Source organism: Stenotrophomonas sp. UBA7606, from assembly GCF_002477705.1.
Taxonomy (GTDB): domain Bacteria; phylum Pseudomonadota; class Gammaproteobacteria; order Xanthomonadales; family Xanthomonadaceae; genus Stenotrophomonas.
In genome coordinates, this window is record NZ_DLJW01000124.1 from 1 (window position 1) to 14,229 (window position 14,229).

The following is a 14,229-nucleotide window of genomic DNA, read 5'->3' on the forward strand; positions in this document are numbered from 1 at the left end:
TGGCTCGGCACTACACGGCTCCGTGTCGCGTATGCCGCGAAGCCGTCACGTATCCACTGGGATACGAACCGGGGGCGGCCGGATTGCGGGAAAGCCTTTGCCGAGCATGGCTCGGCACTACACGGCTGCGCGTGGCGTATGCCGCGACGTCGTCACGCATCCACTGGGATGCGCACCGGGGGGACGGATTGCTGGGAAAGCCTTTGCCGAGCATGGCTCGGCACTACAGGGCTTCGGTGAGGAGGGCCGCGAAGCCGCCATTTTTTGCTCAGGAACGCCTGAGGGACGTCCGGATCAGGGGAAAAAGTCGCTGCCGAGCATGGCTCGGCACTACCGTGGCCCCCCTTTCGCGGGTGATGTCCTTGATCATCTTGTCGTCAACGCTGGCACCGGGCTGCCCTACACTCCACCTGTATCCAGTGGAGAAGAGAACAAGCGATGCGTATTGGACTGGCCGCCAACCGTCTGCACCACGAAAGCAAGGATGCTGCATTGTTCCGTTGGCTCGGCGCGTGTGAAAAGGGTATCCGTGAGCTGGGTATCGAGCTGCATGCCGTGGGACGCACTTACGACGCGATCGCCAGTGCTCAGTCGCTTACCGACTACCCCGCGCTGAAACGCTATCCCAACGGGCGCGAGGGCGGGCTGATGAAGCTGGTGGCCGAGGTCGTGGGCATGGGCAGCCCGGAACGAACCCTGGATGGCGCGATCTACCTGATCGATCCGGTCGATCCGTCTTCGATTTTTCCCGAGGCCATCGCCCTGAAGCGGCAATGTGTCATCCACGGGAAGCCTTTCATTTCCACAGTTGCCACGGCCCGTGACTGGATCGAGATGGAGCGCATCCACGCCGGGTTGGCGGCAGACCCGGCGGCGGACGACCTCAATGCCTTTGAGCAGCAGACCCTGGCATTGATCGCACACGATGCGCGTAAACCACAGATGCTGGCCTTTGCGGCGGAACACTTCGATGTCCTGTCACGCTTCAAGCAGCGCATCGGTACCGGCACCACGGGCCAGCGCCTCAACGAGATGGCGTGGAGCCGCGGATGGCCGCGGGAGCAGGCGTGGATCGAGCGCTTCCAGAGTGGCCCATTGGGTGGCGACGCGCAGATTGCGGATCGTGTCCTGGAGCACCAGTGCCAGCGTGCGATCTTCTTCGAGGATCCGCATGTCGCCCGGCAACACGAAGCCGACATCCAATTGCTGGAAAGAGCGGTGACCACGGTGACGGATGAGGCCGTTTGCATTACGGCGCCGAACATCGCAGCACGATGGGCGAGCGCCGCGGCGCTGCGACAGCAGCGTTGATGTAGCGCCGAGCAATGCTCGGCAGCGGCTTTCCGGGCAATCGGAGACTGACCCGGCGGTGACCTGACACAAGGTCCTGTCGGGGTGGCTTACCTCGTTCCTGGCGGGCCTCGTAGTGCCGAGCCATGCTCGGCAGCAGGAGCTTTCCCGGCAATCGTGGCCTCACCCCGGGCGGACCAGGCAGGAGGTCCTGTCGACGCGGCGGCTTACCTCGTTCCTGGCGGGCCTCGTAGTGTCGAGCCATGCTCGGCAGGAGCTTTCCCGGCAATCGTGGCCTCACCCCGGGCTGACCAGGCAGGAGGTCCTGTCGACGCGGCGGCTTACCTCGTTCCTGGTGGGCCTCGTAGTGCCGAGCCATGCTCGGAAGGAGCTTTCCCGGCAATCGTGGCCTCACCCTGGGCTGACCTGGCCGGATGCTTCGCCGGTTTTGCAGCGCTTACGCCACTCCTGCCCGCTACCGGATACCGCCTCCGGCGGGCTGTTCCATCAACGGGCGGAGGCGGCTCATCGACCGGGCGCTGCATGGTTCTGTGCGGACTTGGCCGTGCGCTTCCTGCGTGGCCCCTTGCGCTTGCCATCGGGGCTGCCAGCAGTGCCGCCGGCGCTCAGCTGCTCCATCCAGGTGAGCACATCGACGTAGGCGATGAAGTGCTGCAGGTATTCCGGCGAGATCTCCTGCATCAGCGCCATTGCGCGGTAGGTGAGCACGCTGGAGTGCAGGGGGCCGGCATCCTCGGGCAGTGAATCCAGGCATTGCCGCAACAGGCTGTCGATGCGGATGCGGCTCCACAGCTGCTGGAATTCATCCAGTGCCGGCATCAATGCGGTGTCACCGGATTCGCCAGCCTTGGTGTCGTCGCCGGCCCCGCGGGAGGCGTGCAGGGGTAGCTGGTACTGCAGCGGATCGGCAGCCAACTGCTGCAGCAGGGACTGCAGCGGGCCTGGGCCGGCGTCGCCGGCAGCGCTGGGTGCCGGCGTGGCCAGCTGCTGCGCGTACGCCGCGGTGAGCTGGGACAGGCGTGCATCCAGCTGTGCCCGTGCGCTGCCGCCATAGCGTTGCGCGCGATCTGCCAGCGAGGCGATCAGTGCGAAACCGGCGGGATCGCAGCGGTCAGCACCGCATTCGCGCCATGCCTGCAGCTGTGCCAGCGTTGCCGAGTCAGCGCTGGTCATTGCGCAGCGCTGGCCGTGTCGTCCTGCTTGGGACGCGGGATGGGCGCGATCTCGACGCGGCGGTTCTTCGCCCGCCCGGCTTCATCGTCGTTGCTGCTGACCGGCTGCTCGGCGCCGAAGGCGGCGGCGAACACCGATTGCGATGGCACGCCATCGGCGATCAGGGTGCGGGTGACGGTGAGCGCACGCGCCGCTGACAACGCCAGGTTGTCGGCGAAGCGGCCATTGACCACACGCACCGGCTGGTTGTCGGTGAAGCCGCTGACCATCAGGATTTCCTCGCGTGCGCCCAGATAGTCGCGCAACGGCGCAGCGATGCTCTGCAGCAGCTCGCGGCCTTCCGGCTGCAGCTGGTCGGAGTTGAGTGCGAACAGCACGCTGCCGCTGATGCCGATGCGGCCATTGATCACGGTCACGCGGCCAGCCGCCAGTGGCGCGGCCAGGGCTTGCTCCAGGGTCTTCAGCTTGGCGGTCTGTTCCTGGCGTTGCTTGACCTCTTCATCCAGGCGGTTGTGCAGCAGCAGCTGGATGCCGATGACGCTGGCCAGGATCAGCACGAACGCGCCCAGCAGCACCGACATCAGGTCGCCGAACGCGGCCCAGGTGGTGGCGCTGGATTCGGCGTCGAACTCGATTTCGTCGCTCATCGCGCTCAGGCTCCGGCGTTGTCGCGTGCTTCGGCGAGCTGCTGCAGCTCACCGATGATCTGTTTCTGCGAGAGCATGCTCAGGTCCACCACTTCACGTGCCTGCGCGACGTAGTAGGCCAGCTGCTCATCACTGCGGGCCAGCGACTTGTCCAATGCGCTTTCGATCAGCTGCAGGCGCTCGTTCAAGGCCGCGGTGGACTGGCCGAACAGCTGCACGGCGCTGCCGAAGGCATCGCCCAGGCTGGCCATTTCCACCGCGCTGGCGGTGACGTTGGCGGCGGCGTGGTCGAGCTTGCTGGTCTCGCTTTCAAGCTGGGTGCTGAAGCGGCTGCCGACGCGTTCAAGCAGATCGGCCGAGGTGCTGACCAGTGCGTCGACTGCGCTGCGTTGCTCGGTCGATGCGTGGGTCACCGCGCCGAGCAGGGTTTCCAGGGTCGACAACAGGTGGCCGCGTTCTTCCAGCATGGCAGTGTCGCGGACCATGCTGTCGGACAGCTTCTGGCGCAGCTCGGCTACCACTTCGGCGGCGGCGCGCGGCGCCTCGGAGGCGGTCTGTACCAGGCGCGAGATCTCGGCGATGGTGTCGCGTGCCTGTGCCTGCTGCTGTTCGCTCATGGCCTGCGTGGTCTGCGCCAGGCTGTCGCAGATCTGCTGCTGGCGCTGTGCGACGGCTTCGCCGTTGCGCTGCCAGCTGCTGTCCAACGTGCTGACCATTGCCGATAGCGACCGGGACCATTGGCCGAGACGCTGTTCGTCGCGTTCGGCGAAAGCGTTCTGCAGTTGTTCGTGCGATTGCTGCAGCGAAGACAGCAGCGACTGCGCGTGCTGTTCAAACGCAGACGAAGTCGCGAGCAAGGCCTGCTCATTGCGCTGCGCCAGTTCGTCATGCGCGTTGTGCTGCTGTGCCAGTGCATCACGCCAGGCATCGGCAGTGCGGCTGACATTGTCTTCCATGCGCGCGGCGACGCCGTCGATCAAGCTGTTGGAGCGCTGTTCGAAGGTGCTGCTGAACTGTGCAAGTGCCTGCTGCAGCTGTTCGGTCAGCGCGCTGTTGCTGCGCTGCTGTTGCTCCAGTGCGCTGTTCCAGCTGCTGCCCGCAGTTGCGGCCGCACTCTGCACGGCTGCGTTGATGCCTTCCAGTTGCTTGTGCACGGCGCTGTCGATGCTGGCGTGCAGCGCATTGGACTTGTCAGCCAGGCCCGCCATGGTTGCATCAACAACGGGCTGCAGTGCGGCGCCGACCGCATTGGCCTGCTGGCTGATGCCGGCCTGCATCGATTGCTGCAGCGATGCCGCCAGCTGCGTATAGGCCGCTTCGGTGCGCTGGTGGAACTCCTGCTGGCTGGCCTGCAGGCGTTCGTTGTTGGCCTGGTGCTGCTGCTCCAGGTTGCCCATCATGGCCTGCAGGCGCTCGACCAGGGTCGGCATCAGCGCGTTCTGTTCCTGCAGCAGGCGGAAGGTCTCGCCGCGCTGGAAGCTCTGCGAATGCATGCGCAGCTGGCTGGCGATGCCGGCATCCAGCTCCTGCACGGCCTGCGCGCGTTCGCGGCGCAGCAGGGCTGACAGCAGGCCGAGCGCGGCTGAACTGGCAACACCGGCGATCGAGGTGCCGAAGGCAAAGCCCAGACCCTTCACCGGTGCGGCCAGCGAACTGCGGATCGCGTCCAGGTCGGTAGCGCTTTCCAGCGCCAGGCCGGTGCCGCGCAGGGTGGCCATCATGCCGAGCAGGGTGCCGAGCATGCCCAGCAACACCAGCAGGCCGACCAGATACGGGGTCAGTGCAGGCGCGGGCAGGCCTACGCGCTCGCCCTGTACGCGCAACCGCACCGGACCACGCAGGCCCGGCTGCAGGCGACCGAGCCAGCCGTCGAGGTTGTCTGCGGCTTCACCGATGGACGGCAAGGCCTGTTGCAGGGTGCTGGTTGCCTGGCGGTAACGGAACAGCTCAAGCGCGCCGGCCAGGTAGCAGGCAGCGATGATCGCGGCGACCACCGCGGCCAGCGGATGGGTGCCGGCATAGCCGATGCCGATCCAGCACACGGCCAACAGGCCAACAAGGAAGACAACGACTGCGACGAGGTTTCTGGACATGAGGTACGGATTACCGGGTGCGTAGCGCTGCAAGCAGGCCATCGATGGGGTGGAAACGGACATCCAGTTCGGCCAGCAGCGCGATGCGCAGGTCTTGCCGGAACGTGACCAGCCAGGGGCCGGCGGGTGCCGCGGTGGAATCCGATGCGGCTGCATCGGCGGGGTCGTGCGCGGCTGCAGCAAGCAGCCGTTGGTAGTGCAGGCCGAGCAGCACCGGCACATGGGAGAGCAGGCTGTGTTCGCGCGGGCTGAGGGTGGCTTCCATCACCGCGTCGACTTCAGCCAGACGCGCCTTGGCCGGGGATTGCCGCGCCAGCATGTCACGCAGGCGGCCGCGCAGGCGGCCGCTGGCGGTCTGCATGGCCCGTTGCTGGTTCAGGTAGTGCTGGCGGTAGGGGGCGAAGCCGGGCGGCAGCTCGGCATCGGCAGGCGCCGGGTTGCGTGGCGGGCTCAGGTCGATCTCGGCCTGGATGGCGTCCACCAGCTTGGTTCGCGCAGCGGTGTATTCGGCATCCTGCGCCGGCGTGTAGGCGGCACCGGGTTCGGGCTCCGGTGGTGGGTTATCCAGCGCCTTGGACAAGGTGACGGCACGGTTCCAGTCGAACCACTGCGCCAGCCGCTCCGGCACCGCAGGCGCCGCAGGGGATGTTCCCTCGTCATTGAAGCGGGCCAGCAGGCGAATGAACGCCGGGCCCAGAACGGGCGCCCGTTCGGATGCTTTCGCCATGGTCCTGACTAAAAATTGGCCATTTTACATGCTGGCGCAAAGCGCGCCTTGGGCCGGGTATTCAGGCCTCTGTGGACGGGACCGCCGCGGCTGGCAGAACAGCCAGTGTCAGCAATGTTGTTGCGAATGGTTATTATTTACTATAATCAGCCCATCAGCCGCTGCCTGGGCAGTCAGCCAATACTTCTGTCTGTGCAGGTTGATCCGTGTCCCTCCCCCGTATTTCCGCCGGTCTCCGTCCGGCCTTGTTGTCCCTTGCCGTTGTCTCGGCCCTGTTCCCGATGGCTGTGGTCGCCGCCGAAGCCGAAGCGGCACCGGCTGCAGACGCGCAGACCCTGGATGCGGTGCGGGTCAATGCCTACCGCACCACCGGTCACACTTCCGGCGCGACCAAGACCGATACCGCCATCGCCGAAACCGCACAGTCGGTCTCGGTGATCGCGCGCGAGGAACTGGACGCACGCGGCGTGCAGAACCTCAACGAGGCCATGCGTTACGTGGCTGGCGTGTCGCTGGAAAGCAGCGGCATCGACAACCGTGTCGATGACTTCCGCATCCGCGGCTTCGACGCCGGCAGCTGGGCCAACAACGTCACCATTGACGGCATGCGCGCGCCGCAGGGCAGCCAGTGGAACCGCAGCATGGTCGACAGCTGGAACCTGGATCGCGTGGAAGTGCTGAAGGGCCCGTCCGCAGTGATGTACGGGCAGGTGGCTCCGGGCGGCATGGTCAACCAGGTCAGCAAGACGCCGGTGCCTGACCAGCAGCAGGTGCTGCGCCTGGGCATCGATGGCAATGGCCAGTACAGCACTGCCTTCGACGTCGGCACCGGCAGCGACGACAACCGCCACCTGCTGCGCCTGGTCGGCCTGTACCGTGACGGCCAGACCCAGATCGACCGCACCGAGCAGCAGCACTGGTTCCTTGCACCCAGCTACACCTTCCAGATCGCCGAGCGCACGCGTCTGACCCTGCTCGGCCTGTACCAGAAGGACGACGGCGGCTCGACCTACCAGTTCCTGCCGATGGACGGCACGCTGCGCCCTACCGCTTACGGCTACATGAAGAACACCACCTTCATCGGCGAGCCCAACTGGAATACCTTCGATCGCACCATCTGGACCGCGGGTTACCTGTTCGAGCACAGCTTCAACAACAACTGGACCCTGAGCCAGAGTGCGCGCCATACCGATGTCGAATCGGTGTTCCGCACGGTGGTCACCAATGGCGGCCTCAACGCCGATGGCCGCACCCAGAAGCGGCGTGCGACCTGGGGCGAAGGCGACTCCAAGGGTGAGACGGTCGATACGCGCTTGACTGGAAAATTCAGCACCGGCGTTGCCGAGCACACCGTGCTGTTCGGCGTGGACTGGCAGAAAGCCGACTGGACCGGCGCGCGTGGTGCGATGGTCAACCCGGCCGATATCGACATCTTCAATCCGATCTACACCAACTACGTGCCGGTCACCACCAGCATCAACTACAGCGGCGGCATCAACCGCCAGACCGGCGTTTACCTGCAGGACCAGATCGCCATCGACAAGTGGCGCCTGACCTTCGGCGGCCGCCATGACTGGACCAAGGACGACACCTGGACCCAGGCGTATACGGTGGCCACCAATACCTACCGCCCGGTGGTGCCAACCAAGGTCAAGGACAAGGCGTTCACCGGCAATGCCGGCGTGCTGTACGTGGCCGACAACGGTCTGACGCCTTACCTGAGCTATGCCGAGTCGTTCCAGCCGGCGGGCACCAATGCCAACATGAGTTACACGCAGACGCCGTTCGACCCGGTCACCGGCAAGCAGTGGGAAGCCGGCCTGAAGTACCAGCCGGCCTCGTTCGATGGTCTGCTGACCTTGTCGGCCTACGACCTGCGCCAGCAGAACATCGTCACCAACGACCCGATCAAATCGCACAATACCTGCGGTGCCGCCGGCAATGCGGATTGCCAGGTGCAGGACGGCGAAGGCCGCGTGCGTGGCGCCGAGCTGGAAGGGCGCATCACCCCGCTGGAGGGCTTCAGCCTGATCGGCGCAGCCAGCTGGATGGATTCGGAGGTCACCCGCAGCAACAACGGCTATACCGGCAAGCAGTTGGCAATGGTGCCGGACTGGACGGCGGCGTTGTGGGCCGACTACACCTTCGTCGCCGGTGGCATGGAAGGTCTGAGCATTGCCGCCGGCGTGCGCTACAACGGCAGCAGCTACGGCGACAGCGCCAACCTCTACCTGATCCCGTCCTACACCTTGTGGGATGCGGCGATCCGCTACGACGCGGGCCAGCATGGCGCGGTCGGCACGCAGTTCGCGCTCAACCTGAGCAACCTCACCGACAAGCGCTTCGTCTCCACCTGCGGCGGCGTGTCGTCCTGTTACTACGGCACCGGCCGTACCGTCACCGCCACCGCACGTTTCAGCTGGTGATCGGCGCGCGGCACCTGCGCGTTCGTGCAGGTGCCGCCAGCGCATGTCCAGCGAAGAGCCAGACCCGATGAAGAACCCCTATCGCATGCGCGTCCGGCAAGGACGCGCGACCACGCACAGCAGGCAGGCCGCATGAACCTGTGGCTGGGACTCGCCGGCACCTTGGCCGGCATCATTGGCGGACTGTTGTTGTATGTCGCTTCGCCACAGCAACAGCTGCGCGCCGCCGGGCCTTGGCCGACGCGGCATGCATGGTGGCCGGGCACGCTGCTGGTGCTACTGTCACTGTTGGCGCTGTGGCCGCTGCTGGCGCCACTGGAAGCGATCACCACTTGGTTGATGCTGTTGATGCTGGTGTGGTCGCTCGCCCCGTTCCTCGGGGCGTGGCGTGCACGCGTGCGCGCGGGACGGTCGGCATGAACGCGGTGAAACCGCGGCTGGAAAGCCGCCATTGGTTCGGCAAGACCTGCGCGGGCGTGGTGTTGGGCTTTGGCCTGGCCTTGGCGTTGTCGGGCCTGTTCGCGTGGCTGGGCCCTGACGGCATCAATGCCGGCGGTGGCAAGAACCAGTTCAACATGTGGCTGATGGCACCGATCTGGGCCACGGTGCTGTCCTTCGTCTATCTGTTCCGCAACAGCCTGCGTGCCTGGCTGTGGTTGGGTGCGGCCAATGTGCTGGGCTTCGCCGCGCTGTGGCTGGTGCGTGGAGTGATGTCATGAAGGTGGCTGCATGAAGATTCGTAGCGACATCATCAAGGTCTACAAGGACGTGCATATATGGATCGGCATCGTCAGCGGGCTGATGCTGTTCATCGCCTTCTATGCCGGTTCGGTCACCATGTTCGAGAAGCCACTGGAGCGCTGGGCGACGCCGCCTTCCGCGTTGTCGCCGGCACCGTCACTGCAACAGGCCGACGCGCTGGTGGCCGCGGTGCTTGCCGAACACCCGAAGGCGGCATCGCGGTACTTCGTGTCGGTGCGCCCGCATGCCGATCAACCGGCGCGGGTGTACTGGCAGGAGCGCGCGCCCGGCCAGGGCCGGCGCCAGTTCACCGAGTACGGCGCCAGCTTCGCCGCCGACGGCAGCCTGCAGGTGGCACAGACACGCAAGGCACCGGTGGCGCAGCTGGTGGATACGCTGCACCAACTGGTCGGCCTGCCATTCCCGGACAAGATCGCACGGCCGATCATGGGCGCAGTGGCGATGGCGTATGCGGTTGCCCTGGTATCGGGCCTGATCGTGCTGCTGATCACCTTGAGCAAGGACGTGTTCGCGCTGCGCATCGGCAAGAACATCAAGCGCATGTGGCTGGATGCACACAACGCCTTGGGTCTGTTCAGCCTGCCGTTCCACATCGTCATCGCGCTGACCAGCGTGGTGTTCGCCTTCCACGACCAGTTCTACGATGCCCAGGGAGCGGTGGTGTATCCGCAAGGCATTGAGTGGAACGAGGAGCATGCCGAAGCGCCCGGAGGGGCCGCAGTGCTGCCGGCCGCCGAGTTGCTGCGCCGGGTGGAGCAGCAGTTGCCGGGCTTCGAGGTGCAGAGTTTCGGCTTCCAGAACAAGGGCGGCCATGTTGAAGCAACGGTAACCGGACTGGATATCCGCCATGGCACGCGTGCGCGGGTGTATGCCAGCACCCATCTGGATCCGTACAGCGGTGAGGTGGATGCGCATGACCTGCCTGGCCACATGGATGGCTGGAACAGCGCGGTCAATGCGTTCTTCGCGCTGCATTTCGGCAGCTTCGGTGGCAACCCGGTGCGTTGGTTGTACCTGCTGATGGGTCTGGCTGGCGCCGCCCTGTTCTACACCGGCAACCTGCTGTGGGTGGAATCGCGGCGGCGCAAGCGAAAGGGCGCGGAAACGCCGGTGCAGAAGCGTTCGGCCTGGGTGTTGGCCTGCCTGACGGTGGGCGTATCACTTGGCTGTGTGGCCGGCATATCCGCCAGCATCGCCGCGACCAAATGGTTGCCATCGCTGGTCACCGATCTGAAGGCCTGGCACACCGGCATCTACTACGCGGTATTCGTCGCCGCCATCGTCTGGGCATTCCTGCGCGGTGCGCCGCGTGCTGCGGTGGAGCTGCTGTGGTTGAGTGCGCTGTGTACGCTGACGATTCCGCTGTCGAGTCTTGCCGGTGTACTAGGCGTCGCTGGCAGCTGGTACCACGCCGGCAGCTGGCCGGTGGACCTGACCGCGCTACTGTCGGTGCCGGTGATGGTGTACATCGCGCGACGCACGCAGAGGCGCATGCAGCAAGGCCATACCGACAGCGTCTGGTCGCAAGGTAGTGCCGAGCCATGCTCGGCAGAGGCCGTGCCAGCAAGTCAGCCGTAGCAGCGGTGTCAGCCGCGAAGCTGGCAATGCTGCAATCACCGAGGTGTCTGCTAGCTGACGGATCATCAGCTTCGCGGCTTATGCCGCTCCTACCAAGGCTGATGGGTCGCTGGTGAAGCCCTTGCCGAGCATGGCTCGGCACTACCGGTCATTTTGCGTGGCGCTTCATCAGCTCCAGCAGCACCTCGGCTTCCTGTGCGCGCTTGGCCGGGTTCTTTTCCGCCACCACGTGGTCACTCAGGTGCCCGGCCATCACTTCCAGCATCAGCCCGTGCATGGCGCCTTTGGCGGCGGCGATCTGCACCAGCACGCCGTCGCAGTCGTCGCCGCTTTCCAGTGCCTGTTCCAGGGCCGCTACCTGGCCGGCGATGCGCCGCACCCGGGTCAGCAGCTTCTTCTTGTCGCGTTGGATATGAGCCATGGCTGGCATCATATACCCCTTGGGGGTATAAAATCACGCCGTCCTTCTCCCAACCCACTGCCATGCAACTCGACGCGCTCGCCCAATCCCGCCGCCACAGCCATGCCTTCAGCGAAGGCAATCCGATGGCGGAGAAGAACACCCGGCGCGCGATGGTGCTGACCATTGTGATGATGGTGATCGAGATCGTCGGCGGCTGGTGGTTCAACTCGATGGCGGTGCTGGCCGATGGTTGGCATATGAGCTCGCATGCGCTGGCGCTTGGTCTGGCGGCGTTCGCCTACGCCTGTGCACGGCGCTATCGTGATGATCCGCGCTTTGCCTTCGGGACCTGGAAGATCGAGATCCTGGCGGGGTTCACCAGCGCGATCCTGTTGCTGGGGGTTGCCGCGATCATGGCGTTGGAGTCCATCCTGCGCGTGTTCAAACCCAGTCCCATCCATTACCAGCAGGCCATTGCGATCGCGGTGGTCGGCTTGGCGGTGAACCTGCTGTGTGCATGGTGGCTGCGCGATCAACACCATCATCATGGCCACGATCATGGGCATGACCACCACGCGCACGGTGGCCACCATCATCATCACCATGACCTGAACCAGCGCTCGGCCTACCTGCATGTGCTGGCCGATGCGGCGACCTCGGTGCTGGCGATCATCGCCCTGCTCGGTGGTCTGTACTTCGGCGCCTCCTGGCTGGACCCGCTGATGGGCATCATTGGTGCGGTACTGGTGTCGGTCTGGGCCTGGGGTTTGATCAGGCAGACCGGCGGCGTGCTGCTGGATGCGGAGATGGACGCGCCGGTGGTGGCCGAGATCCGCGAGGCGGTGGAGCAGGGCGACGTACCTGCGCGTATCAGTGACCTGCACGTCTGGCAGGTGGGACGGGGCCGCTACGCCTGCGCGATGGAAGTTGTGACCGAGACCATGGTGGCGCCGGAAGTGTTCCATCGCGCCTTGGCGATCCACGAGGAGATCGTGCACGTGACCGTTGAGGTGCGCAGCGCAGCCGCGCAGTAGTGCCGAGCCATGCTCGGCAGAGGCGTTACCGGGAACCCAGCTGTAGGAGCGGCGTCAGCCGCGAAGCTGGCAATGCTGCAATCATCGGCATGCCCGCAACCTGAAGGTCTACCGGCTTCGCGGCTGACGCCGCTCCCACAAGCGCTGATGGATTGCGAGTGACGCCCTTGCCGAGCATGGCTCGGCACTACAGTTGCGCATGGCTTGCTGCTAGATCACCCGCAGGGTGATGGCCTTCAGCACCGCGCGGGTGCGGTCGCGGGTGTCGAGTTTGTCGAGGATGGCCGAGACGTAGTTTTTCACCGTGCCTTCGGCCAGGAACAGGCTGCCGGCAATCTCGCGGTTGCTGTAGCCGCCGGCCATCAACCGCAGCACGGCGATTTCCTTCGGGCTGAACAATTCCTTGGGTGCGTCATCGGCGTGGTAGCGATAGCGCTGCCGCACCGGGTCGGTGCTCACCGGCTGCAGCAGGGTCTGGCCGGCGATGGCGCGCACGATGGCATCGTGCAAGTCTTCCGGCGCGGCATCCTTCAACAGGAAGCCCTGTGCGCCGGCCTCGGTGGCACGCAGCAGCAGATCGCTTTCGTCGAAAGTAGTCAGGAACACGCAGGGAGTGTGGTCGCCGCGCGCACGCAGGGCCTTCAAGGCCTGGATACCGTCCATGCCCGGCATGCGGATGTCGGACAGGATCAGCTGCACCGGCTGCTGGCTGAGTTGGTCGAGCAGGGCGTCGCCGCTGTCGGCCTCGAACACGATGGTCACGCCCAGCTGCAGCAGCAGGGCGCGCAGGCCGGCGCGGATCAATGCCTGGTCATCGACCAGGGCAATGCGGGGGGAAGCGCTCATGCCGGCAATTCCACACGAATCTGCAGGGCGCCGGAAGCGGCACGTAGCAATTGCAGGCTGCCACCTTGTTCGTCCACGCGTTCGCGCATGCCGGTGAGGCCATTGCCGGCGCGTGGCGGGCCACGCAACTGGCCGTCGTCTTCCAGTGTCAGCGACAGGCTGCCGTCAGCCTGTTGCAGATGGACATGCAGGACCTTGGCATCACTGTGGCGGGCGCTGTTGGTCAGTGCTTCCTGTACGCAGCGCAGCAGCGTTTCAGCCTTGGCGGTATCGGCGATATGCACACCGTCATCGCGATGCAGCTGCAGGCGTGGGCGCGGCAGCGGTGCGGCCAGGGCGTGCAGTGCGGTATCCATGTCGAGCTGACCACTGTCGCGCAGGCGCTGCACGACGGCGCGCAGATCGCCCAGCAGTTCGGCCGACAGCTGTTCGCACAAGGCCAGTTCGGGCAGTGCATCGGTGCGTCCGGCCAGTGCCCGCAACTGCAGGCGCAGGGCGGTGAGTTTGTGCCCGGCGACGTCGTGCAGGTCGCGCGACAACCGCAGCCGTTCGGCATCGCGCGAGCTTTCGGCCAGCAGGGCGCGGGTGGCCAACAGGTCGGCGTTGACCAGTGCCAGCCGGTCGCGGGCCTGCTCGGCGCTGCGCGCGTAGTGGGTGGTGAGCATGGCAAAGGCCTGGAAGCCGGCGAAAATCAACACCACCAGCAGCGGATGCTCGTGCACACCGTGCAGCACCAGGTACATGCCGATATTGACCACCAGCATGAGGGGTAGCGCGGTGCGGGGTGCCCAGCTGCTGGCGACCTGGGCGGCCAGCATCACCAGCAGCGCCGGCGCCACGCCGCTGACCGCAGCTACCCGGACCAGACCCAGCGCAGCAGCGGCTTCGATCACGAGCAGCAGGCTGCGTTGCCAGCTTGGGCGGTCGTACACCGTGGCTGCCAGGAACGCTGCCAGGAACAGCAATGCGCAGGCCCAGCGCCAGGGCACCAGGGCGTCCGGGCCAAAGCGCAGGGTGCTGGCCACCGCCAGCCAGGTGAGCAGGCCGGCCAGGTTCAGGGGGTGCAGGAGGCCGCGCCAATATGGGGTGCTGAGTGCTTGCATGCACGCATGCTGGTCGCGGCGCGGCCCTGGGACAAGAGGGCAGGCGCAGAAAGTGACTTCCGGCAGGGTCGAACAATGACCGATGCGCCTGCCGCCAATGCGGCACGCGGCGCAGGCTGTGCACAG

General features: G+C 65.7%; 13 protein-coding genes. 6 read left to right on the forward strand and 7 right to left on the reverse strand.

What is annotated here, in order from left to right:
• Positions 1-438: 438 nt before the first annotated feature.
• Positions 439-1,311: a methylglyoxal synthase gene (locus B2527_RS16035; RefSeq protein WP_293715877.1), complete on the forward strand. Its 873-nt coding sequence runs from the start codon at positions 439-441 to the stop codon at positions 1,309-1,311.
• Positions 1,312-1,815: 504 nt separating this feature from the next.
• Here B2527_RS16035 and B2527_RS16040 read toward each other — a convergent pair.
• The 4 genes from B2527_RS16040 to B2527_RS16055 are packed head-to-tail and all read right to left on the reverse strand — an operon-like array spanning position 1,816 to position 5,951.
• Entirely contained in the window at positions 1,816-2,484 is a 669-nt protein-coding gene (locus tag B2527_RS16040; protein ID WP_293715881.1) for a DUF2894 domain-containing protein, read from the reverse strand.
• Positions 2,481-3,131 carry an OmpA family protein gene (locus B2527_RS16045; protein ID WP_293715884.1) on the reverse strand — a complete coding sequence of 217 codons (651 nt, stop codon included), beginning with the start codon at positions 3,129-3,131 and terminating at the stop codon, positions 2,481-2,483. The genes B2527_RS16040 and B2527_RS16045 overlap by 4 nt, the downstream gene beginning before the upstream one ends.
• 5 nt (positions 3,132-3,136) lie before the next feature.
• Positions 3,137-5,224 carry a DUF802 domain-containing protein gene (locus B2527_RS16050; protein WP_293715887.1) on the reverse strand — a complete coding sequence of 696 codons (2,088 nt, stop codon included), beginning with the start codon at positions 5,222-5,224 and terminating at the stop codon, positions 3,137-3,139.
• Between the two features lie 10 nt (positions 5,225-5,234).
• Entirely contained in the window at positions 5,235-5,951 is a 717-nt protein-coding gene (locus B2527_RS16055) for a DUF3348 domain-containing protein (protein ID WP_293715890.1), read from the reverse strand.
• 206 nt (positions 5,952-6,157) lie between these two features.
• On the opposite strand from B2527_RS16055, the gene B2527_RS16060 reads away from it, so the two are divergent.
• From B2527_RS16060 to B2527_RS16075, 4 genes are all read left to right on the forward strand, one after another.
• The gene (locus tag B2527_RS16060) at positions 6,158-8,377 is read left to right on the forward strand and encodes a TonB-dependent siderophore receptor (RefSeq protein WP_293715893.1); all 2,220 of its coding nucleotides are present in this window, start codon (positions 6,158-6,160) and stop codon (positions 8,375-8,377) included.
• 132 nt (positions 8,378-8,509) lie between these two features.
• Positions 8,510-8,797 (forward strand): hypothetical protein, encoded by a 288-nt coding sequence (locus B2527_RS16065; RefSeq protein ID WP_293715896.1) that lies wholly within the window; start codon positions 8,510-8,512, stop codon positions 8,795-8,797.
• Positions 8,794-9,096: a hypothetical protein gene (locus tag B2527_RS16070; RefSeq protein WP_293715899.1), complete on the forward strand. Its 303-nt coding sequence runs from the start codon at positions 8,794-8,796 to the stop codon at positions 9,094-9,096. Before B2527_RS16065 ends, B2527_RS16070 begins: the two co-directional genes overlap by 4 nt.
• Before the next feature lie 10 nt (positions 9,097-9,106).
• Positions 9,107-10,717 carry a PepSY-associated TM helix domain-containing protein gene (locus B2527_RS16075; protein WP_293715901.1) on the forward strand — a complete coding sequence of 537 codons (1,611 nt, stop codon included), beginning with the start codon at positions 9,107-9,109 and terminating at the stop codon, positions 10,715-10,717.
• Positions 10,718-10,865: 148 nt separating this feature from the next.
• On the opposite strand, the gene B2527_RS16080 is transcribed toward B2527_RS16075, so the two are convergent.
• Positions 10,866-11,138 (reverse strand): metal/formaldehyde-sensitive transcriptional repressor, encoded by a 273-nt coding sequence (locus B2527_RS16080; protein WP_293715904.1) that lies wholly within the window; start codon positions 11,136-11,138, stop codon positions 10,866-10,868.
• Between the two features lie 62 nt (positions 11,139-11,200).
• On the opposite strand from B2527_RS16080, the gene dmeF reads away from it, so the two are divergent.
• A complete protein-coding gene (dmeF, locus tag B2527_RS16085) occupies positions 11,201-12,154 on the forward strand; it encodes a CDF family Co(II)/Ni(II) efflux transporter DmeF (RefSeq protein WP_293715907.1) in 954 nt (317 codons plus the stop codon).
• A 210-nt stretch (positions 12,155-12,364) separates the two neighbouring features.
• Here dmeF and B2527_RS16090 read toward each other — a convergent pair whose 3' ends face one another.
• Positions 12,365-13,000, reverse strand: a complete 636-nt coding sequence (locus tag B2527_RS16090) for a response regulator transcription factor (RefSeq protein ID WP_293715910.1) — start codon at positions 12,998-13,000, stop codon at positions 12,365-12,367.
• Entirely contained in the window at positions 12,997-14,103 is a 1,107-nt protein-coding gene (locus tag B2527_RS16095; RefSeq protein ID WP_293715913.1) for a sensor histidine kinase, read from the reverse strand. The genes B2527_RS16090 and B2527_RS16095 overlap by 4 nt, the downstream gene beginning before the upstream one ends.
• Between the last annotated feature and the right edge of the window lie 126 nt (positions 14,104-14,229).